The 19,032-nt window shown below is 36.5% G+C and carries 27 protein-coding genes; 15 read left to right on the top strand and 12 right to left on the bottom strand.

Annotation, left to right across the window (positions count from 1 at the left end):
• The first annotated feature begins 10 nt into the window (after nucleotides 1-10).
• From NYR30_RS07615 to NYR30_RS07570, 10 genes are all read left to right on the top strand, one after another.
• On the top strand, nucleotides 11-1,936 hold the full coding sequence (locus NYR30_RS07615) for an integrating conjugative element protein (RefSeq protein WP_302500392.1): 1,926 nt from the start codon (nucleotides 11-13) through the stop codon (nucleotides 1,934-1,936).
• A 34-nt stretch (nucleotides 1,937-1,970) separates the two neighbouring features.
• Complete coding sequence (locus NYR30_RS07610; protein ID WP_302500391.1) at nucleotides 1,971-2,321, top strand: DUF4431 domain-containing protein; 351 nt, start codon at nucleotides 1,971-1,973, stop codon at nucleotides 2,319-2,321.
• Nucleotides 2,322-2,654: 333 nt separating this feature from the next.
• A complete protein-coding gene (vapB, locus tag NYR30_RS07605) occupies nucleotides 2,655-2,894 on the top strand; it encodes a type II toxin-antitoxin system VapB family antitoxin (protein ID WP_066110989.1) in 240 nt (79 codons plus the stop codon).
• Entirely contained in the window at nucleotides 2,894-3,295 is a 402-nt protein-coding gene (vapC, locus tag NYR30_RS07600) for a type II toxin-antitoxin system tRNA(fMet)-specific endonuclease VapC (RefSeq protein ID WP_066110987.1), read from the top strand. The genes vapB and vapC overlap by 1 nt, the downstream gene beginning before the upstream one ends.
• Nucleotides 3,296-3,329: 34 nt before the next feature.
• Nucleotides 3,330-3,617 carry a hypothetical protein gene (locus tag NYR30_RS07595; RefSeq protein WP_065233008.1) on the top strand — a complete coding sequence of 96 codons (288 nt, stop codon included), beginning with the start codon at nucleotides 3,330-3,332 and terminating at the stop codon, nucleotides 3,615-3,617.
• A gap of 2 nt (nucleotides 3,618-3,619) precedes the next feature.
• On the top strand, nucleotides 3,620-3,832 hold the full coding sequence (locus NYR30_RS07590; RefSeq protein WP_302500390.1) for a hypothetical protein: 213 nt from the start codon (nucleotides 3,620-3,622) through the stop codon (nucleotides 3,830-3,832).
• 336 nt (nucleotides 3,833-4,168) lie between these two features.
• A complete protein-coding gene (gene tenpIN, locus NYR30_RS07585) occupies nucleotides 4,169-4,645 on the top strand; it encodes a type III toxin-antitoxin system TenpIN family toxin (RefSeq protein ID WP_302500389.1) in 477 nt (158 codons plus the stop codon).
• Nucleotides 4,646-4,771: 126 nt separating this feature from the next.
• Nucleotides 4,772-5,341 (top strand): TIR domain-containing protein, encoded by a 570-nt coding sequence (locus NYR30_RS07580; protein WP_302500388.1) that lies wholly within the window; start codon nucleotides 4,772-4,774, stop codon nucleotides 5,339-5,341.
• A 48-nt stretch (nucleotides 5,342-5,389) separates the two neighbouring features.
• Complete coding sequence (locus NYR30_RS07575) at nucleotides 5,390-6,229, top strand: macro domain-containing protein (RefSeq protein ID WP_302500387.1); 840 nt, start codon at nucleotides 5,390-5,392, stop codon at nucleotides 6,227-6,229.
• Between the two features lie 197 nt (nucleotides 6,230-6,426).
• The gene (locus NYR30_RS07570; protein WP_302500386.1) at nucleotides 6,427-6,765 is read left to right on the top strand and encodes a hypothetical protein; all 339 of its coding nucleotides are present in this window, start codon (nucleotides 6,427-6,429) and stop codon (nucleotides 6,763-6,765) included.
• Between the two features lie 55 nt (nucleotides 6,766-6,820).
• Here NYR30_RS07570 and NYR30_RS07565 read toward each other — a convergent pair whose 3' ends face one another.
• From NYR30_RS07565 to NYR30_RS07515, 12 genes are read right to left on the bottom strand one after another with little or no spacing between them, the layout of a single operon-like run.
• Nucleotides 6,821-8,377: a conjugal transfer protein TraG N-terminal domain-containing protein gene (locus NYR30_RS07565; protein ID WP_302500385.1), complete on the bottom strand. Its 1,557-nt coding sequence runs from the start codon at nucleotides 8,375-8,377 to the stop codon at nucleotides 6,821-6,823.
• The gene (locus NYR30_RS07560) at nucleotides 8,370-8,693 is read right to left on the bottom strand and encodes a hypothetical protein (RefSeq protein WP_066421276.1); all 324 of its coding nucleotides are present in this window, start codon (nucleotides 8,691-8,693) and stop codon (nucleotides 8,370-8,372) included. Before NYR30_RS07560 ends, NYR30_RS07565 begins: the two co-directional genes overlap by 8 nt.
• The gene (locus NYR30_RS07555) at nucleotides 8,690-9,103 is read right to left on the bottom strand and encodes a hypothetical protein (protein WP_066110973.1); all 414 of its coding nucleotides are present in this window, start codon (nucleotides 9,101-9,103) and stop codon (nucleotides 8,690-8,692) included. The genes NYR30_RS07560 and NYR30_RS07555 overlap by 4 nt, the downstream gene beginning before the upstream one ends.
• On the bottom strand, nucleotides 9,100-11,820 hold the full coding sequence (locus tag NYR30_RS07550) for a conjugative transfer ATPase (RefSeq protein ID WP_302500384.1): 2,721 nt from the start codon (nucleotides 11,818-11,820) through the stop codon (nucleotides 9,100-9,102). The genes NYR30_RS07555 and NYR30_RS07550 overlap by 4 nt, the downstream gene beginning before the upstream one ends.
• A 21-nt stretch (nucleotides 11,821-11,841) precedes the next feature.
• The gene (locus tag NYR30_RS07545; RefSeq protein ID WP_156536695.1) at nucleotides 11,842-12,237 is read right to left on the bottom strand and encodes a TIGR03751 family conjugal transfer lipoprotein; all 396 of its coding nucleotides are present in this window, start codon (nucleotides 12,235-12,237) and stop codon (nucleotides 11,842-11,844) included.
• Nucleotides 12,238-12,261: 24 nt separating this feature from the next.
• Complete coding sequence (locus NYR30_RS07540) at nucleotides 12,262-13,695, bottom strand: TIGR03752 family integrating conjugative element protein (RefSeq protein ID WP_066421272.1); 1,434 nt, start codon at nucleotides 13,693-13,695, stop codon at nucleotides 12,262-12,264.
• A 1-nt stretch (nucleotide 13,696) separates the two neighbouring features.
• A complete protein-coding gene (locus NYR30_RS07535; protein WP_330998044.1) occupies nucleotides 13,697-14,557 on the bottom strand; it encodes a TIGR03749 family integrating conjugative element protein in 861 nt (286 codons plus the stop codon).
• Between the two features lie 17 nt (nucleotides 14,558-14,574).
• A complete protein-coding gene (locus NYR30_RS07530; protein ID WP_302500383.1) occupies nucleotides 14,575-15,219 on the bottom strand; it encodes a PFL_4703 family integrating conjugative element protein in 645 nt (214 codons plus the stop codon).
• 23 nt (nucleotides 15,220-15,242) lie between these two features.
• A complete protein-coding gene (locus tag NYR30_RS07525) occupies nucleotides 15,243-15,596 on the bottom strand; it encodes a TIGR03750 family conjugal transfer protein (RefSeq protein ID WP_302500382.1) in 354 nt (117 codons plus the stop codon).
• Between the two features lie 21 nt (nucleotides 15,597-15,617).
• Complete coding sequence (locus NYR30_RS07520; RefSeq protein WP_021462463.1) at nucleotides 15,618-15,989, bottom strand: TIGR03745 family integrating conjugative element membrane protein; 372 nt, start codon at nucleotides 15,987-15,989, stop codon at nucleotides 15,618-15,620.
• A 17-nt stretch (nucleotides 15,990-16,006) separates the two neighbouring features.
• Nucleotides 16,007-16,204 (bottom strand): TIGR03758 family integrating conjugative element protein, encoded by a 198-nt coding sequence (locus tag NYR30_RS13675; RefSeq protein ID WP_367401236.1) that lies wholly within the window; start codon nucleotides 16,202-16,204, stop codon nucleotides 16,007-16,009.
• Nucleotides 16,205-16,240: 36 nt separating this feature from the next.
• A complete protein-coding gene (locus NYR30_RS07515) occupies nucleotides 16,241-16,561 on the bottom strand; it encodes an integrative conjugative element protein, RAQPRD family (RefSeq protein WP_302500381.1) in 321 nt (106 codons plus the stop codon).
• A 509-nt stretch (nucleotides 16,562-17,070) separates the two neighbouring features.
• Here NYR30_RS07515 and NYR30_RS07510 point away from each other — a divergent pair.
• The 5 genes from NYR30_RS07510 (at nucleotide 17,071) to NYR30_RS07490 (ending at nucleotide 18,997) form a co-directional block, all read left to right on the top strand.
• Complete coding sequence (locus tag NYR30_RS07510) at nucleotides 17,071-17,481, top strand: CCDC90 family protein (RefSeq protein WP_302500380.1); 411 nt, start codon at nucleotides 17,071-17,073, stop codon at nucleotides 17,479-17,481.
• 84 nt (nucleotides 17,482-17,565) lie between these two features.
• On the top strand, nucleotides 17,566-17,856 hold the full coding sequence (locus tag NYR30_RS07505) for a hypothetical protein (RefSeq protein ID WP_302500379.1): 291 nt from the start codon (nucleotides 17,566-17,568) through the stop codon (nucleotides 17,854-17,856).
• A gap of 83 nt (nucleotides 17,857-17,939) precedes the next feature.
• A complete protein-coding gene (locus tag NYR30_RS07500; RefSeq protein WP_302500378.1) occupies nucleotides 17,940-18,239 on the top strand; it encodes a hypothetical protein in 300 nt (99 codons plus the stop codon).
• 80 nt (nucleotides 18,240-18,319) lie between these two features.
• Nucleotides 18,320-18,640: a CCDC90 family protein gene (locus NYR30_RS07495; RefSeq protein WP_302500377.1), complete on the top strand. Its 321-nt coding sequence runs from the start codon at nucleotides 18,320-18,322 to the stop codon at nucleotides 18,638-18,640.
• Between the two features lie 96 nt (nucleotides 18,641-18,736).
• Nucleotides 18,737-18,997, top strand: coding sequence for a CCDC90 family protein (locus NYR30_RS07490; protein ID WP_302500376.1), 261 nt, complete (start codon nucleotides 18,737-18,739; stop codon nucleotides 18,995-18,997).
• The last annotated feature ends 35 nt before the right edge of the window (nucleotides 18,998-19,032 follow it).

Below are 19,032 nucleotides of genomic sequence, written 5' to 3'. Positions count from 1 at the left end.
GGATAATGTAATGAAATTTAAACTCTCTTTATTAACGCTATTACTTTTCTCTTGTACAAGCTCTATACAAGCTGCAAACCAATATGCGGTAAATCAATCTGGTTCAGTTTTATCGGATAGAGTGTATTATCAAATTGGCGGAGGATCTGCGGTGATGACACCACCCAGTAGAAAAAGACCCTATGAACTTGCATTCGGTTTAGGGTGGAAAGCAAATTTAATGTGCGGTAATTTTGACATTAAGACAACCGTAAAAAATCAGCTAAATGGGCTCACCGAAGGATTTAAAGATTTAATGGGTAATATTATTCAATCAGCGACAGGAGCTGTTGCTAGTATGCCAGCATTGATTATTCAGCGTGCTAATCCACAATTATATGATCTCCTGACTAATGGGGTTTTACAAGGTAGATTAGATTTTGCTGCGGCAAAAACAAGCTGTGAAGCCATATCGAGTAAAATGGCAGATTATATGGCTGACGCTAATTGGGGTGTAATGGCACAACAACAAAATTTTGTACAAATTGCCTCACAAGAACAAGATGCAGTTAAAGCGAAGAAAAAATCAGAAGAAGATGGGGGTAAGAAAGGTATCAATTGGATAGGTGGCGAAAAACGGGGAGGCGAGGGACAAAAACTTATTGATGTAATCGGTGATGTTGTTGAAGCAGGTTATAATTTACTGAATAATAAGCCAGTATTAAATAAAAATGCGGTTGCAAATAATGAATGTAGTGGGCAGCTGTGTCAAGCATTTACTAAACCTGAAGAGGTGCGTAATTTTACTAAGCGCGTAATTGGCGACAAAGGACTGGCAACTTGTAACACTTGCGGACAACAAAAAGCAACTGCGGGAGCTGGATTATCACCAATCATTGAAGAGGAGCATATCCAGGTCTTAAAAGATTTGGAAGATGTCCTTAATACACAAGAGCCAACAGCAGAACAATTACAAGCTGTATCCTCTCCAAAAATTCCAATAACAAGAGGTTTAATCGAAGCATTAAAAGAAGATCCTGATGCAGTCGTATTATCTCATCGTTTAGCAAGTGAAATAGCGTTATCTCGAGTGTTAGACAAAGCATTACTTGCAAGACGAACAATTTTAGCGGGTATGAGAGAGCCAAATGTTGCGGTAAATGAAAAAGCACAAGCAGAGCTTGAGAAAGCTTTGACGATGCTAGATAGAGAAATTAATCAAGTGCGCATGGAGATGGAATTACAACATAGCTTAACTAACAATACGACATTAGCTGTAATGAATAAACGTATTCAAGAACAACAGACATCACTTGATAGCAATGCTCAAGATAAACAGCGAGTCTTAGAAGGGAAAAAAGAAGAAATAGATAACAGCAATGAAGGTAATTTCTATATTCGTCCCGATGAGCCAATTGACTTAAATGTACCACAAGGATCAGGCAGTACAGGTATCTGGAATAGCATTTCTTCAGGAGGTAGTACCTCTAATAGTGGTTCAAACGCATTATCGCGATTATCTGATGGCGCGTATGCAGATGGACGAGCTACTGTTTATAAAAACGCAGATGGAACTTTAACACGGCGTGAAGGTGGTTCGTTAGCTTGGCGGAATAACAACCCTGGAAATATAAAATGTGGGGATTTTTCGCGGAGTATGGGCGCAATAGGATGTGGGCCGAGTGGATTTGCTGTATTTCCTGATGAAAAAGCGGGAGAGAAAGCAATTCATGCTTTACTAAAAACAAACTCCTATAATAATCTTAGTATAGCGAAAGCGATGGAACGATATGCACCGCCAAAAGAAAATAACACTGAGTTATATATCAACCAAATTACAAAGGCAACAGGACTTGACAGAAATACGCCTATGAATGCACTATCAGATGCACAGAGAGAACAATTTGTAAAAGCTATTCGTAAACATGAAGGTTGGATTGTTGGGAAAGAAAGTTAATGTTCACTATTCACTAGAGAGAGGGTAATATAAGATGAAAAAAGTTTTCATGATAACAGTACTTGGTATTAGTTTAGGTGTATGTACTTTGGCTGAAGCAAAGGCATATAATTATAATGAGCCTGTTACATTAACAGGAACAATTAAACTAGAGAATGATTATCCATTCTTATATTTACAAAAAAGTATCAATGTTAATAAAGCTGATTTTTATGATGCTGCAAAAAATGTGATACGGATGCAAGTGATCAATATCAATCGTAAACCTGGAGAAAAAACACCGCTTGGATGCCAAGTTGTCCATGGTTCACTTTTTGGATGGGAAACAGCACATCATCAAACACCCGTCTTAATTCAAGCGGAATCATTTGAAAAATGTAAATAAAGTCTCGTGACAGTTATCCATTTAATTTATACAGGAAATGTACTGTATTGCAGTACATTTCCTGTAAAACTATACAAATAATAAATATGAAGCATCTCAGGATAGCTTGGATTTGAATGCTCACTGTATTAGATATTACGTGAAAAGACCATCTGGTAAAGATCAGATTACAATTAATCGTGATTCTGAGATTATCATAAAATTTAATGAAAACGGACATTGTGATGTCATTATCAACTAGGATTCAAAACAATATAAAGTAATTAGAAACCATTTACAGATATCAAAATAAGCTGTAGTATATACAAAGAATATATACATAAAGGAGGGGGTATGGCTACAGTAACTGCTACAGTTTTTATGAATAATAAAAGTCAAGCAATTAGAATCCCTAAAATTGCAGAATTACCGACCACGACAAAAAATGTGAATATTATCATTCAAGGTAATACTCGTATTATCACGCCATTAAATAATGTTTGGGATAGCTGGTTTTATGATGTGAACACAGTATCTGATGATTTTATGCTAGATAGAGAACAACCGCAAATGCAGGAAAGAGAGTCATTCTAATGTTAAAGTATATGTTAGATACTAATATTGTTATTTTTATAATAAAAAATAAACCTGAGCATTTGTTGCCACTATTTAATGAAAACCAAGCAAGGATTTGTATAAGTTCTATTACTTTAATGGAGCTTATTTATGGTGCTGAAAAGAGTGCAAAAGTAGCACAAAATTTATCGGTTATTGAATCATTTTGTTCAAGATTAACTGTACTAGACTATAATGAGGGAGCAGCATATCATAGTGGTCAAATTAGAGCAGAACTAGCTAAAACTGGACAGCCTATTGGGCCATATGATGCAATGATAGCAGGGCATGCAAGAAGTTTAGGTTTAACTGTTGTAACAAATAATGTCAAAGAATTTACTAAAGTAAATGGTTTAAGAGTGATAGATTGGAGTAAATAATTAAAAATTTTGTGTAGTATGAAGAAAGATAAAAATGTTAAGTACAGAACGAAAAGCTGAAATGATACAAAGCCTAAAAGAAGATTATGTTGTTTTAACAGATATTGTTTGTGAAGTTGTTGCTGATACTAAAGCTGATATGCTCGTTTTAAAAAGAGGAAAGATAGATTTATCAAGTCTTGAACAAGATAAAGTTCTCTTACATAAGCTTGATCAAGAGTATTTATCTTTATGTGAAAAAGACCAAGTAAAAGCCGTTGATATTATCGAAAAAATCTACGAATTAAGCGACAAATACGATAAGTTAAGAATGAGCATTTAAAGTTGCCGATTAATATTGATTTAAGTATTGAGAGAAATACAAAACGCTACAAAGAAAAGCAAGCTCAAGAACATACTATTCCTCGTATCACGAGTCGAGCTGACATTGAAAAAATGGCATTATCTTATCACAGTACTCTAAGTGAAATTCGTAAAATGGGAATAAAGATAATTGATGCAGAACAAATTAACTGGGAACAGTCTTTGATTAGATAAGAAACAAGCTATCAAAAAAGTAAAAAAGGCTATACCATTGAACAATCAAAGCATATGGAGATGTTAGCAATAGAAAAAATATCTAATGGATAGGGAGATAAAATAAAAAACCCTTATACGAAATAAGGGTCTTCTATCGAGCTATGTGTTTATTAACGTGGGCATGCTCTAGCACCACTAAATTCATCTCTTGAGCTATGTGTTTATTAACGTGGGCATGCTCTAGCACCACATCTATATAATAGATGATATAGAGAAAAGATCAAGTATTAATGACTATATTTATTTCTTAGAAACTATATAATTCAATATTATAGAATTTTTTGGAAAAAATGTATGCTAATAAAAAACCTTGATTTACAACTTGACCTCTTATCACAAGATTTTTTTGTTAATAAAGCGCCAATGCTTAATGAGATTCTTGAAAAAGATCATCGCCCTTATTGTGTTCTGCTTGTTCAAGTTAAAAATCTTCATTTTGCATTACCGCTAAGAACTAATCTACCACAACCAGAGAACGACAAAATTTGCTTTAAAACCATTCATAATGATAAAGGAGGTTATAAAGGGATAGACTTTACTAAAGCTGTTATTGTCGATTTACATAATGATATTATGAATACCAATATTCAACTCAGAGATAAGCAAGAATTTCTTTGTATTCAAGGCAATGTGAAAAAAATTATCCGTAACTTCAAAAAGTTTGTTGAGCGATACATTACTGAAATGAAAAATTCACCGGAGAAATTAAGCAATGATTTTCAGTTTTGTACGTTAATTAATTATCATAGTGAGCTAAAAATTAAGAAATAAGATATGGCATAACAGTCATCAGTAATGGAATTTGATACATGCAATTATTAAAATAGTAGCAACAATAAGATTTGAAACAGAGTTAGTGAGTGTATGTTTTATTAAAGTGAAAAAGGAGACTCCATAATGTTAAATAAAACTAAAAACTATTCTGCATTTTATGTTGCAGAGCCCTTTAATGAAAGTAACTTAGGTGCACATGCAACTAAAGATTTCTGTTATTACAATATGTTAAGAGCGTGGAAAGGAAAAGATAATACGTTTTCTTTTATCAATGCACACGATGCAACTTATAGTGTACGTGACGGAAGTGATTGGGAAAGAACCTTAAAACCTAGATTACATGAAAGATTAAAAGTATCCAAGAATATTATCTTGTTTTTAAGTAAAAATACTAGAAATTCAAGAGCGTTAACAGAAGAAATTGAATATGGCATTAGAACGCTGGGTTTACCTGTAATTGTTATTTATCCTGATTATAAGGAAAAAAATGATTTATTGAGTGGGAATGGTAATTTAAGACAAGAAATTAAAGACTTATGGAACAAATTACCAAGCTTTGATAAGTTAATGCACAATGTACCGACTCTTCATATTCCAATGAATAAAAAGATTATTTATAAAGCTCTCAGTATAACTGATTTTACTATACAATTTAAGAATAAAATAGAAAATGGAGTATATTATTATAAATAACAGATTTTTACTAATTTTATTCTAAAATGAACAATAAGGTTATTATTTATGAGAAAAGTTCGTCTTTTTGATGTGAATTTAAGAAAATTGTATTGTGAAGTTTTTTCTATATTTTCTACTTTTTTAGGTATTTTTGCTTTCATTATTGATAATAATGTATTTAAAGAAAATGTTTTCTGCCTAGTTAGCTTTGTTTTTATCTTTCTTATTGTAATATATTTTATTTTATGGATTTGGGTATCTAAATGGAAAAGTATTAATATAAATATAGAGAACACTACTATATCTATCATTACAGGTGATATCTTTAAACAGGATGGTTTAAAGGTGATTGCTTTTAATGAATATTTTGATACACAAGTAGATGATAAAATCATTTCAAAACAGTCATTAAATGGTATTTTTATAAAAGAAAGAGTGTTTAATGTAGATAAATTGAATAAACATATTGAAACATATCCTTTTAACAAGGAAGATATTTTAGATGAAAATACTAATCGTATTTTTGGAAAGACGAAAAGATATAAAATAGGTACAGTTTGTTTATACAATGACTATATATTGACAGCTTTTTCGAAGTTTAATGAAAGAAATCAAGCTTATTTAACAATGCCCGAATATTTAGGATTTTTAATTAAGTTTTGGGATGAGATAAATGTTGTATATTCTCAAAAAAGTGTTTCTGTTCCTATATTTGGCTCAGGAATTACAAGGATTAGAGAACACAAAAATATTACAGATGAAGAGCTGTTAAAAATAATGTTATGGACATTTAAAATAAGTGAGACTAGGTTTAAATATCCTGCAAAATTAACAATTGTTATTCACCCAGAGAAAATTGATCAAATTAACTTATTTGAAATTAAATCAATGCAAAATGGAATTTAATCTTAATTATGACTAATTTTTTTACATTGATAGTAATCGTGAAAAAAACTTTGGAAATTTATTCAAATAAGAAACTTAAACAAATTGAATTAATACGGCTAGCAAGTCATTCAGAATTGTTTTAACTCATTGACAACTTCCCAAAAATAGACTATACCTAACAGTAATTAATCACCAAAACAAGTGGAGTGCATAAAATGACGGATACTAATAATTTAGGGTACAGATTTGGCACTTATCTGAAAAAATTAAGATTGGAAAAGAAAGCTAGTCAACCAGTATTGTATTATGCTCAATTAGCAATAATTGGAGCAGCTGTATTTTCGATTATTGCTTTTGGTGTAATGTTTGGTGTATTGCTATTTGCACTATATATTGTGCTTAATTTTCTCAAGAAAGGTACTTCTGAAGATGAGGTATTATCTGATGCATTCTCTACTCAAGAGAATGATAATTCAGAAAACTCCTATCATGGAGCAGGTTTATATGAACATGGTTGGGGTGAGTATTGGGGCAAAGTTAAGGATGATAACTGATTTTTTTATTTAGAAAAGCCAAAAAATTTAATATTCTTGGCTTTTTTATATTTTCTTATTTCATTCCTTTCGTTGCTGTTTGTTGTGCTATATTCGTTCCCCTTTGTGCTACTTGACTACCTGATGCTTGTGTTGATTGAGATCCTCTAGAAAAAGAAGATGCTATATTTCCTACTGTAATACCAGCCCATCCTATTGCAATCATAAAAAATGATGGCAACAATAAATACATTGTTCCGATAACCAATTTAACTACGGTATCATCTTCAAGATTCATAACTCCAACTATATTCCAGGCATTATGTGTATCTGAATTATAAAGTGCTGTTAGTAACCAAGTATCAAGCCATCTTGCTAATTCCCACCAAAATGTTAAAAAATATAAGCCAAACTGCACAAAGGTAAGTGTCATCACGGTTTTAGCACTATATGCACTCATTAACAAAATAATTGGCATGCTAATTGTTAATGCCATAATTAAGAACCCCTGTATCATCGGTAATGCTTGACGCATGGCATCGAAACCAGGTGTAGCTGCAGTTAAGCCTAGAGTTGTTCCCACACCTGAAAAGAATCTTGAAACAGCTGATCGCGCAGAAGAAAATAGATCATCGTCTGGGGTAAGGTTATAACTTAAATTAGAATAAGCTGCTCCCGTTGATACTTTAATATTTTCGGGACGTACTAATGTTCGAACTAAAATATCACTTTCGGATAATGAGCCTCGTAAGTCATTACCATCTACCCAATTCTTAAACCGTTGTATCAAACTTGGATCATACTGTTCTAATAATCTTGCTTTTAGTCCAATGCCAGCATCATCCCACCATTCGCGACAAGTTGGAAAACCGCCTTTTCCTGTGTTCGGTAAGGCTTGATCACGCTGCGGATCATACGTCCACTGCTTACGCGGCATCTTTGAACGATAACGGTCATATAATCCTGGTGTTTCAACCATTAAACGAGAACCGATCCAGTCTAAATCTCTTGCTTGTACTTCATCGACTTCAATTTGTTGACGTTTAATTTTGGTACGAGCAGGGACGTAGCATTGCTCATAAAATTCTTGCACCTCTTGTCGCAATACAGGGCTGGTAATTTGGGTACGTTGCACATCAAAACGTAATTGACGCAAGTCAGGCTTACACGGTATCGCCGTGATGGCTGCTTGCGTTACCGCTTTATTTAAGGTGTGCGTAAATGCCCACCAAAGCGGTAATTTGGCAACTTGCCCATCTAAGGTACTTTGCATTGCACCAAGATTGGTGTCCTGTGGTTTTAGGATAGTATAGCCACATTGCTGTGAACGGCTTTCATCATACACAAGGTTATTTACGGAAGCTGTCATTAACGGCATACAAGTGAACGCTATCATTACAACTTGCATATACAAGGCGTGTTCCAATCTGGATATTAACAGCTTTCCTTTATTTCCCTCATCATCACCTTCCTCTCGGACTTTGAGCCAGAGCCTTAGGATAGAGAATAACATCGGCAGTGCAAATAAGCCCGTTTCAACAAGCAATTCCCAGATATTGTCATTGATAATCCAACCTAAGAGCGTGAGAAAGTACTCAAAATAACTATTTACATGGAGTTGTATATCAAGCATTTGTTGCCTCCAATATATTCATTACATTGATAAGTTCAGCAAACGCCACAAAAATGCCCATTTTTTTTGCTAAACGCTTGCTTTCTACTGCCCAATGCGCATTTTTCTGCCCAATTTTGTATAACGCATAAAAAATAACGGCATAAAGTACAATTCGCCAGAGGAGTAATAATGAGCGGTACTCTTCAATAAATATTTTTAACTCATGATTAGGGAAAAAGTGCATTAATACCGCACTGAGTAATGTCAGTCCCACACAGGAAATCAATACAACAATTATCAGTCGTGTACTTTGTTTTATCATTTGCCAATTCATAGTAGTTCCTTATCAACAGTGTTATCCACAGATTTTGTGGATAAGTTTGTAGCGTCCTCTTCACGGAGTAAATGATGTAACGTATCAATCAAATGATAAGCATCAAATTCATCAATAACTTCCATGTAGTAACGTAATTTTGCTGATTTTGGTGATAAATCAGGAAAACGCGTCTGTCCAGTTACGTTTAGCGTCAAATTAAATCTGCCTCGACTGCCGATAAATAACAGCTGAATATAGCGTTGTTGATAAATAAAATAGGGCTTTAATTGCATAGAGATGAGTTGCCCAATCGTTTTTAGAATGGCTTTTTTTAAACGCTGTAACGAATAAGCAAAAAAAGGCTGTACAACAGGGAGTTGATAGCGATTAAACGGTGGAATTGTCATATCAAATAAGCGAACCATCATACAATCCCTCGCGCCATATCAAGCTGTTTTGCAATCATAAAAGCAGCATCTAATTCGCTGATATTGTGTTCACGCATGAGCTGCATTCTTGCCGCTTTCTCTTCAGGTTCTGTCATTGCGAGTGCAAGATAGAGGCTTGGCGGTACAACGCGAAAGAGGGCTTCGAGACTGTCAGATAGCACGACACCCTCTGTGTATTTTTTATCTTCTTTTCGTGCGGAGCGAATCAGATTTTTTTGCTCTTCAGTAAGCGGTTTAAAACGACAAATCTCGCCAATTTCATAATCATCAACCCCACATAACAGTTCCCACCATTCCAGCATATTAATGAGCTTCACAGCATCATTTGGGAAGTCCTTCATATTTTGCGTTGCCAACCACAACCAAATCCCTAACTTACGCCACATTTTTGAACCTTTTGTTAAGAATTTAGCTAACAAAGGGTTAACCGTAATAATGTGTGCTTCATCAGTGATATTAACCAGAGGACGACCAGCATACTGATATTTTTCACCGAGACTGTTGATATGATTAATTAATGAGATATAAGCAATAGATAGTTGAGCCTCATAGCCTTCGCGCGCAAACGTGGCCAAATCCACCAAAGTAATATCGGCATCGGGCCACGCTTCTCCCTCTTGATTAAAAAGTTCTGCTTCAAAGCTGCCAGGTTGGCAAAACATTCCGATTGATTCAGCCATGTCAAACGCACGTTCCCGTTTCTTCTCTGGAAGTTCTTCATCACGACTAATTTGATACAACGCATCACGTATATCTTGGGTCAATGTTTGACGTTTTTCTTGGTAGGTTTTCTCAGCCGCAATCATGATAGCGCGTCGTATCATCGCTTTATCAGGACGAGAGAGTTTTTCATCTTCTTTAATTTCACCACCTGTGATCATTAAACGGGCAGTGATTTCCATTTCACCGAGAATGTCACGTTGATCGTCGCCATCCTCTGTCTGTTCTCTACTTTCTTCATCTTCAATCGCGGTTTCAGACAAGCGTTCATTGACAGATGTATCTTCAATTAGTTTGTGACAATCTGCAAATAACGGCAAAGTTACACCACTTCCTGGTTTCAAGGTTACTTTATTGACGGTTAGTCCTAATGAAGCAGCATAATCAGCCATCAAACCAAAAGAGTTTCCTGCCTCGATAATGAATAATCGAGGACGATATACTGCCATTAATTGGGCAATTTTACCGTTTAACGTGGCTGATTTTCCCGCTCCTGTCGGGCCAAGCATCAATAAATGGGCATTCTTGGTTCTGTCTTTTTTACTTAATGGGTCAAAATCAAGTGGTGCACCACCTCGATTAAAAAAGGAAATGCCTGGATGTCCTGTTCCTGTTGAACGGCCAAAAATCGGGAGCAAATTGGCAATATGCTGTACAAAGTTAAATTTGGTGTAGAGATTTTTGCGATCATCTTGCGGATTAAAGACCATCGGTAACCAACGCAGATAACTATTGAGCGGTGCAATTTCATCGCCTTCACGCACGGGAACTAAGCCGTTTCCCAGTAAAATTGCACGCAATTTACGGCTTTTTTTGCGTAAATCTTCTTCATCATCACCGCGTAAGTAAAACGCTAAACTGCTGCGATACATTTTGTGCTTATCTTTGAGATATTCTTGCACTGCCATACAGTCTTGCTTTGCATAGCGTGATTCAGTATTGTCGCCCTTGGCTTTATCCATAATATTGAGGATATGCTGTTCTAGGAGATCTTGCGGATAAACCACCATGGTCATTGCCATAATAGTGCCTTGTGGTAGTAAATCAAATAAGGCGTTAAAGTTATCGCCTCGTTGCATTTCGCCTGTTAATAAGCCAACTTCAGGCGGTTTACGTAAGCTATCAACCACAACCACTTCGTGTGGTTTTTCATCAAAATACCAATAATCGCCTTGTGAGGTAGGGGATTGTACAAACAAGGTTTCGGCAAAATCATTCCAGACAATTAAATCCTCGGGTGTATCGCCTTGTTTGGCATACTGCATTTTTTGATAAAATTCAGCAGGTTCCAATAATGTCGGTGCTGGATTAAACCAACGTAATAACCATTGATGTACTTGTTTTCCGTTTAAACGCATTAACTTTACCCCAACACCGGATAATGCGTTCATTACACGCTCACACGCATTATTTAAACTTTCAAGTGGAGAGAGGAGTTCCTCTTTTTTCGATTTTGTATTGATATAGCGATAAATCACCATCCGTGTACGACGTAGTTGCCCACGCCAAGGCGTGTTTGTGATTTTGGTATCAATAAATAATCCTTCTGGTTTTGCGATGTCGTGCAAATGTTTACCCATCAAATTCAGCCATGCTTCACTAAACGTAGAGCCTTGAGCATTCGGTTGGATATACTGAGCTAATACATCACGATAATCAGAGGCAACATCATCGTCTTGACAATAAAATTGTACTACCCACGGGTGTTCATCTCGTTCTTCAAAGCTATCTTGTAGTGCGTCCTCGATTTGGGTTCTAAGTTGACTTAAATACTCAATGGAACGCCCCTCCGTTCCAATTGGCTTAATATCAAAGACGGCGCCTAATGATTGCCCATCTTCAAGTAACACCACATTTTCATCATCAATAAATTCGACGTAGGGCAATCTTGCAACAAAGGAGCTGCATTGCTGAAAAGTTTGCTGGTAGTCTTTATTACTATAATTTTCACGTTTCACAGTATTGATTTCTGTCATCCTTTCCCTCTCCTGCACGAGTTAGTAAGTTGCAACACGTTCGCCTGCTTGTGCATATTGCACACGACTGTAAAATGGAATAACGGTACTGTATCCAGGAACGGGCATAGGCTCATCTGTATCAGAGAGATGAGGGAAGATATACATCACTAAATCAGGGTTTGGGAGACGTGGAAACAGGTTTTTAACTTCATTTTCAGCAGAGCGGGTATAACTCGCTTGTTCTTCAAAGCTCACGGTACGAACAGGATCTTGAGCAACATTCTGACGAGTGGGAAGCAAATTCGCATTTCCGCTTTTCTTCTGCCATAAATCTAACATTGTTTGTTCACCACGAGGCAAAAGTTTCTCTTGGGACGTTGAACACGCCGCAAGTCCGCATAAACAAATTACGATAGTCACAGTTTTTATCAGCATATTCATCATGTATTCCTTAATTTCTTAATCTAATTGACGGCGCGATTTTTGTTGTAAGTAATTGACTTTTCGACCATTTGGCTCATAATCAATTTCAATTGATTTAGTTAAATGAATTGCAACAGCTTGCCCTGGAGGGACGTAAATTGCATCAAATGTTTGGCCATAACGCTTGCGTAGCCATTCTGCGGTATCTTTTAAACCAGCACCAATAGCTTGCCCCATTAGATATTTACCTTGATCCCCTGTTACTGCCCCAACGACACTGGATCCATCAACGACTGTGGTTGTTTGACTTTGTGCATACGCATCCGCAGCGGCAGCAACCCCACCGAGTAAAAAGTTAGAAGTGAGATATTCAGGTGCATTAGTTTTACGATCACCAGGTACACAAGGCACACCATATGGATCAGAAATCCAACCAATGCCATCACTATTACTATTACTTTGACGCCCTTGTGGGAGTGTGCGAACGCGGCCATCATTAAACACTAACGTAATGCTGGTTACTTTTCCTCGCACGCATGAAAGTGTCCAGTCTCCACTGGCAGTTCCAGAAAGAATCGCACCTTCTACATTCGGTAACATGATGCCATTGGCAGTGAGATTTTCTTTGCCAACTAACACTTTAAACGGGTAAGGATCATTGACTACGCCATCAATGGGTACACGTCCCAAGAGTGCGGTCATGGCTACCGAGCCGATTAAGGTTGAGTTTTCAGGCAAGGTATAAATTGGTACAGGCGGTTTTTCATCACGCGTTTTACTTTTTACGCCCGTTAAATCTTCGTGCGCTTTGCCTACCATTGAGTTATCTAGCTCATTAAATAAGCTTGGGAAGCCAAAGGAATCGGCTTGTTGTCCTGCTGCGACAGGTTTACCGTTACGATCTAATGCTTGCATGTCAGCTGGCATCACCCACTGCATACCCATTGAAACATCACCATTAATAGGAATATCGCTAAAGCCCTCATCTACACTTGTATTCTTTTGTTCTTGAGTTTGAGTTGGTGAAGTGGCATTAAAATCAAACTGTGGTAAATTGGCTAACTTCTGCTCAAGCTGATCAGTTAAGCTTGCTGCACGTTGTTCAAACTCAACGGTGAGGTTATTACGTTCACGTTCTAATGCACTTTGAATCTGTGCATCAACATTATTTTGTTGATCAGTTAGCTGTTTATTGCGTTTTAAGAGATCGGCATTTTGCGCTTTCACCTCTTCAATATCTTGACGAGTTCGCTTTAGTGTACCGACTAAAGTACGAATCGTATCCTGCGGTGTATCACCATCAATTCCTAATGCACGTAATTCTTCTGGCTTTAAGTCATAAATGGTTGATTGTACTGGTGTAGTACTGGCTTCAGAATTTGATTTATAGGCTTTAATCCCGATAAAAACAGCAATAGCGATAGCGGACGGTACAATAATTTTTAACAGGCTATTTTGCTTGAGTTGCATCTTATTTTCCCTCCGATTGATGAGTACGAGTAGATTTCACTGTTTTTTTAGCTACACGTTTGGGTTCTGCAATCACCGCATTATCTGCACTACCGAGAGAGATAAGATAAACTGTTGTTGTATCTTCTGCCGTTCCTTTTCCGCCTAACCAGTTGTGTTGATAAGTCGCTGCATAAAAGCGTCCCTGAATATAGCGAGGATCGAGTTTGACGATTTCAGCAGATTGATTTTTAAGTTTTACGGCAGTGACCACATAGTCACCCAGCTGCCATGCTGCTAGAGGAGTTGCTTTAACGGGTAAACCTGGTAACAAGGTTGTGATATTCGCAGGCAATCTATGATGTACGCTTTGCACGCCATCAAGCGGTTCAACGGTACGAAGTGGCGCATATAAAGATTGGGCTGCATAACGCGTCAATGCTGCTGGAGCAGGTAAACTTGATTTTGGTTGAGTAATCTCTGAAAGTGGCTGGTTTTCTTGCTCAATGTCACCAAAAGTGGTGCTGTCTGCTGCCTGTTTTGGCTCATAAACTAGCTTAATTGGTTCTAATTTATCTTTATTTGCTTTCGCTTCAACATCAAGCAAGATAATTTCGCCATTTTGCATATCCTGTAATTGCAACCGGGTTTCAGGAAATGCTTGTGTGGGTTTTAAATAGAGTGTTCCGCCTGCATTTTGAATACGCAACTTTCCAGATAAAGACGGTGGGTAACCAATTTTTACATTTCGCTCAACAAAAATAATCCGTTCTTGTTCTACATTTAAATCAATTGCTAGAGGTGTACGTTGCCACTGCATTAATATCTCTGCTGATGTTTGCAGAGAGATAACACTGGTAACAACAAATAAAGTCAGTTTCATTGTAGTAGATAATTTCATTATTTATTTCCTTCTTCTGCATTCATCAGTTCTAAGCGTTTAGGGGTTTCTGCATAACAATCTAAAGCAAGCCCCCAAGGATTATGTTCAAGATCGCTTTCCATTCTGACAACCTTGACTGGATAGCGTACTAATGTACGTTTCACGGCTTCATCACCATAGAACTCATCAGTAGTTAAATCTAAATTCACTACCCAATCATCTTGGCTTAATACTTGCACCCGACTGTTACTAAATCCACGTCCAGGGATTTCATAAACACCCCTGATTCGATTTTTTAGCTCACCAAAACTATCTCTGTCTTTGTAATCTTGCTCTAAATAGGCTTTACAACCAGGTGTGAGATAATTACTGAGTGCAAAAATATTGCGTTTGTAATCTTCTTGTCCATTTGTTGGCCAACGGTTTAATTGTTGAAAAATATAAAATGCGAAGCCATACACCGTTGAAGTTGGCACTTCCCACCAAGGACGCTGACTTCCACCTCTTAAATCAGGTGGTGTATAAATTTGTAATCGGCTAGGCGCAGTTGACCAACCAATTCCCATTAAAAGGATTACGGCAAATAAGCCAACAATGACAATTCGCAATGTTTTGATGTGGTGTTCTTTATCTGTTAAACGATTCTTAAATATGCTTTTCATAGAAACCTACTAATAATGAATGGCTAGCGACGAATTGACCAATAGCGTTTTTGTGGAGATGAGTTGATGAGTAAACGATTACGCCCAAAGCGTTGTTCAATGTAACGAGGCAACCATGTGTCAGGTTTACCTCGTTTTAATTTGGCAATTAAATTGCCGCCTTTAAAAACAAACAGGAAGGCAATTCCTAAAGAACAAGAGGGAATGATGGCCCATTCACCGATAAACAACATCATAACAATGCCAATCACCAATCCCACCCCAAATCCAGCTAAGAAAATGATAGACAGTTCAGACATCGTCATGCCACGAAAAACAACGGGTTGTCGATTTAAGCGTTCTGGTAGAAACGTGATAGTATTATCATTTGCCATCATTAGTCCCTCTAGTTGACTTACTTATAGAATGTCAGCGGCTTTTGTTACTAACCAAATGACTACTACTAACAAAATACACCCTACCAGAGCGTGCATTGCGAGATCACCCCAATTTTTTTTACCTGATGAAATTTCTCCATAAATTGACACAACATTAGAGGCAACACGATAAAAACTAAATGCGGCAATAGCGAGACCAGCGAGAATTGCGGCGTCATATCCATAGTTTTTAATGGTTTCCATAATGCCTTTCCCTGCACCACGAGATGGATCTTCCATTTTAGGTAAATCCGCTAATACAAAAGTGGGTAAAAAAGCGAATAAAGTCATACCTATTTTTTGTGAAATAGTGGTAACTTTTTGGAGAATTTGTTTAAATTGATTTTTAAGCATAAAAAGCTCCTTAATGATTAACTTAAAATAAAATAAGTAAGAATGCAGAAAAGTAGGGAGAGCCGGATTGCAATACTGACGAAATCTTCTTTTGTCAGGTTATCTAATGCGATACCTTTATACGCACTAGATAAAGTCCATGATGAAATCGTCAGGAAAACCACAAGTAATAACCCTCGGAAAATTTTCGATGAGGTGTCAGCGTCAGATCCCATTAACTGATTAAATGTATCTAATACCAAGCTCATAACTTATCTCACTGATTGTGATTGTTTTAGGTAATCACCAGAAAGCTCTTGTAATTGACTTGGCTTACGAGGTTGTGCGCGAGAATAATTCAGATAGTTGAAAATTCCGTTTTCAACTAAACTAATATCCTTGTTAGCCTGATCGTAATGAAAATAGATACGTTGTTGAGGTTCAGTGCCTGCAAGCGCTTTTGCACGTTGCAGAGCCTGTTTTGCGGACTGAAGCTGTTTGATTGCTTGTGCAAGTTCAGCTTGTTCACTAGCTATTGCAACAGTTGAACATCCACAGAGTAATACACAGCAACATAATAGAGATCTTGACATTTTCGACTCCCAATACTTTCAACATAAGAGAGGGCAGTATGGAAAAAGCAGCAATCTAAATACATAGTTAATTGTTTATTGAAAATTAATAAAAAAAACTCATTTAAAATTAATAATATAGAAAAATATAAAATAAAGAAAAAAATTATAAAAAAAGGAAAAATAAAAAAATATTGACTATCTTTAGAGAAGAATCATAATGAAAATGATTAAATTGCTATCGTTGATAGCATTTAAAAGCCAACGGCTTGATCTGAAATGCCGTGTTTCACGTTGTGAAATGTCATGATCGCCTTTAAGTGCATAGTTCTGTAATTGCACGCTTCAGTAATGAGGTTATGAACGCCTTTTACTAAAGCCTGAACACTCCGAAATAAGGCTTCTGTCTTGGGTTTTCTAAGATAGTGAGTGTTAAGCTTAACATTTATCTTTATTAAAGATAATTTTTACTAACCCTGTGGGGAGCAATCCCTGACAGGAGGCTCCTCACTTAATTAGAGGAGCATTTAATGAAAGAGATTAAAATCTTAAGTCTTCGCTCAAATGAAACTGAGCATTATTTATTATTGATCGATTCATTTGGGAAAGTTGGTTACTCACAAGAACTTACATTAGAAATTGTGAAGAATTTAAGGAATGTCATTATGGACAGCCAAAAAGACTTAGTAACTAGACAAGAGTTTCAACAAGCTCATCAAGAGTTAAAAGCTGAAATTCAGGAGGTTAGAACTGAGTTAAAAGCTGAAATTCAGGAGGTTAGAGCCGAAATTCAGGAAGTAAAATCTGAAATCAAAGTGGTAAAATCTGAGCTAAAAACAGAATTTTATCAAGCGATTAATCGGCTTACTTTTGCGATAATTGCGGCAGTAATAGCAATTACAGGGGCATTAGGCTCTTTAATGGTTTATTTGTCTAAATAAATTACATTTATTTTAACGTAACCCTGTGGGGAGCAATCCCTAGCAGGAGGCTCCTCACATTCACAAAGAGGAGTTTGACTCAAAATGGAACAAACTATGGTTTCAATTCGATTTGATAAAGCAAAATACATTAAATCATTGCGAGAATCTGGTCAAAGCCAAGAAGTATCTGAGGCTTTAGCTGACGCATTAGACGAGGCTTTAGAACAAAGTTTTTCACCGTTAGCGACAAAACAAGATTTACACGCAACAAAGCAAGATTTAACGTTAGAAATTCAAGCTTTAAAAATCGAAATATTGAAGTATATAGGAGCAGCAACAATTGCCTCAACAACGATACTTATTGCAGCAATGAGCGTATTTAAGTTCCTATAATTTTCTTTAAGAAATTTTATCAACCCTGTGGGGAGCAATCCCTGTCAGGAAGCTCCTCACTTACTTAGAGGAGTTTTACTTAAATGGAACAAACGATGCGCTCAATCAGATTTGACAAAGCACAATATATCAAGCGTTTACGTAATGCGGGTCAAACTCAAGAAGCAGCAGAAGCTTTTGCTGAGGCACTTGATGAGGCTTTAGAGCAACATTCTAGCCCATTAGTAACTAAAGTTGATTTTGACATATTTATTGATCGCCTTGATAAGAAGATTGATATTAGTGCAGAACGTCTTGAAAAGACTTTTTATAAACTGATTGCGGCACAGACATTAACGCTTATTGCAGCAATAACGGCAATTTTTGCATTATTTGCTAAATAAATTACATTTATTTTAACGTAACCCTGTGGGGAGCAATCCCTGACAGGAGGCTCCTCACTTACTTAGAGGAGTAATTTAAATTGGATAACACTATGCGATTAAACTTTGACAAGCTCTTATTTACCAAGACGTTAAGTTCAAGCGGATATACGCAAGAACAGTCCGAAGCTTTAGCTGAAGCGGTAGATAAAGCTATTACGCAAAGTCAATCTGGATTAGCAACGCTTGATGATCTTCAATTAGTGAAAGCAGAGCTTAAAACTGAAATCAATGAAGTCAGAACAGAGTTGAGAGCAGAAATTCAATCTATGAAGGTTGAATTATTGAAATATATAGGTGCAGCAACAATCGCTTCAACAACGATACTTATCGCTGCGATGAGCGTATTTAAGTTCCTATAATTTTCTTTAAGAAATTTTATCAACCCTGTGGGGAGCAATCCCTAGCAGGAGGCTCCTCACATTCACAAAGAGGAGTTTAACTAAATAGATAATACTATGCGATTAAACTTTGATAAGTTAGCTTTCGTTAAAAAATTAAGTGCTAATGGCTATACACAAGAGCAGTCTGAAGCCTTAGCAGAAGCTTTTAGCGAAGCCTTAACTGAAAGTCAATTTGAGTTAGCAACAAGACAGGATTTAAATCTGTTAAGAGACGATTTAAAATCGACTGAAAATCATTTGTTGTTTGCAATTGGCGGTGGTTTTGTAGCAACCATTACCATATTAGTTGCAGTGATAGGATTAATTAAATTTTAATTATTCTTTAACGCATAATTTTTCAATTTAACTTG

This window comes from Gallibacterium salpingitidis (assembly GCF_030517105.1).
In the GTDB taxonomy this organism is placed as follows: Bacteria; Pseudomonadota; Gammaproteobacteria; order Enterobacterales; family Pasteurellaceae; genus Gallibacterium; species Gallibacterium salpingitidis.
The sequence above is the reverse complement of the archived record's forward strand: the minus strand, read 5'-3'. Positions and strand labels throughout refer to the sequence as shown.

Bases quoted from the DNA above. Each gene is read 5' to 3' on its own strand.
- NYR30_RS07615 (WP_302500392.1), top strand. From the start codon at position 11: ATGAAATTTAAACTCTCTTTATTAACGCTATTACTTTTCTCTTGTACA.
- NYR30_RS07610 (WP_302500391.1), top strand. From the start codon at position 1,971: ATGAAAAAAGTTTTCATGATAACAGTACTTGGTATTAGTTTAGGTGTA.
- vapB (WP_066110989.1), top strand. From the start codon at position 2,655: ATGGCTACAGTAACTGCTACAGTTTTTATGAATAATAAAAGTCAAGCA.
- vapC (WP_066110987.1), top strand. From the start codon at position 2,894: ATGTTAAAGTATATGTTAGATACTAATATTGTTATTTTTATAATAAAA.
- NYR30_RS07595 (WP_065233008.1), top strand. From the start codon at position 3,330: ATGTTAAGTACAGAACGAAAAGCTGAAATGATACAAAGCCTAAAAGAA.
- tenpIN (WP_302500389.1), top strand. From the start codon at position 4,169: ATGCTAATAAAAAACCTTGATTTACAACTTGACCTCTTATCACAAGAT.
- NYR30_RS07580 (WP_302500388.1), top strand. From the start codon at position 4,772: ATGTTAAATAAAACTAAAAACTATTCTGCATTTTATGTTGCAGAGCCC.
- NYR30_RS07575 (WP_302500387.1), top strand. From the start codon at position 5,390: ATGAGAAAAGTTCGTCTTTTTGATGTGAATTTAAGAAAATTGTATTGT.
- NYR30_RS07570 (WP_302500386.1), top strand. From the start codon at position 6,427: ATGACGGATACTAATAATTTAGGGTACAGATTTGGCACTTATCTGAAA.
- NYR30_RS07565 (WP_302500385.1), bottom strand. From the start codon at position 8,377: ATGCTTGATATACAACTCCATGTAAATAGTTATTTTGAGTACTTTCTC.
- NYR30_RS07560 (WP_066421276.1), bottom strand. From the start codon at position 8,693: ATGAATTGGCAAATGATAAAACAAAGTACACGACTGATAATTGTTGTA.
- NYR30_RS07555 (WP_066110973.1), bottom strand. From the start codon at position 9,103: ATGATGGTTCGCTTATTTGATATGACAATTCCACCGTTTAATCGCTAT.
- NYR30_RS07550 (WP_302500384.1), bottom strand. From the start codon at position 11,820: ATGACAGAAATCAATACTGTGAAACGTGAAAATTATAGTAATAAAGAC.
- NYR30_RS07545 (WP_156536695.1), bottom strand. From the start codon at position 12,237: ATGCTGATAAAAACTGTGACTATCGTAATTTGTTTATGCGGACTTGCG.
- NYR30_RS07540 (WP_066421272.1), bottom strand. From the start codon at position 13,695: ATGCAACTCAAGCAAAATAGCCTGTTAAAAATTATTGTACCGTCCGCT.
- NYR30_RS07535 (WP_330998044.1), bottom strand. From the start codon at position 14,557: ATGAAACTGACTTTATTTGTTGTTACCAGTGTTATCTCTCTGCAAACA.
- NYR30_RS07530 (WP_302500383.1), bottom strand. From the start codon at position 15,219: ATGAAAAGCATATTTAAGAATCGTTTAACAGATAAAGAACACCACATC.
- NYR30_RS07525 (WP_302500382.1), bottom strand. From the start codon at position 15,596: ATGATGGCAAATGATAATACTATCACGTTTCTACCAGAACGCTTAAAT.
- NYR30_RS07520 (WP_021462463.1), bottom strand. From the start codon at position 15,989: ATGCTTAAAAATCAATTTAAACAAATTCTCCAAAAAGTTACCACTATT.
- NYR30_RS13675 (WP_367401236.1), bottom strand. From the start codon at position 16,204: ATGGGATCTGACGCTGACACCTCATCGAAAATTTTCCGAGGGTTATTA.
- NYR30_RS07515 (WP_302500381.1), bottom strand. From the start codon at position 16,561: ATGTCAAGATCTCTATTATGTTGCTGTGTATTACTCTGTGGATGTTCA.
- NYR30_RS07510 (WP_302500380.1), top strand. From the start codon at position 17,071: ATGAAAGAGATTAAAATCTTAAGTCTTCGCTCAAATGAAACTGAGCAT.
- NYR30_RS07505 (WP_302500379.1), top strand. From the start codon at position 17,566: ATGGAACAAACTATGGTTTCAATTCGATTTGATAAAGCAAAATACATT.
- NYR30_RS07500 (WP_302500378.1), top strand. From the start codon at position 17,940: ATGGAACAAACGATGCGCTCAATCAGATTTGACAAAGCACAATATATC.
- NYR30_RS07490 (WP_302500376.1), top strand. From the start codon at position 18,737: ATGCGATTAAACTTTGATAAGTTAGCTTTCGTTAAAAAATTAAGTGCT.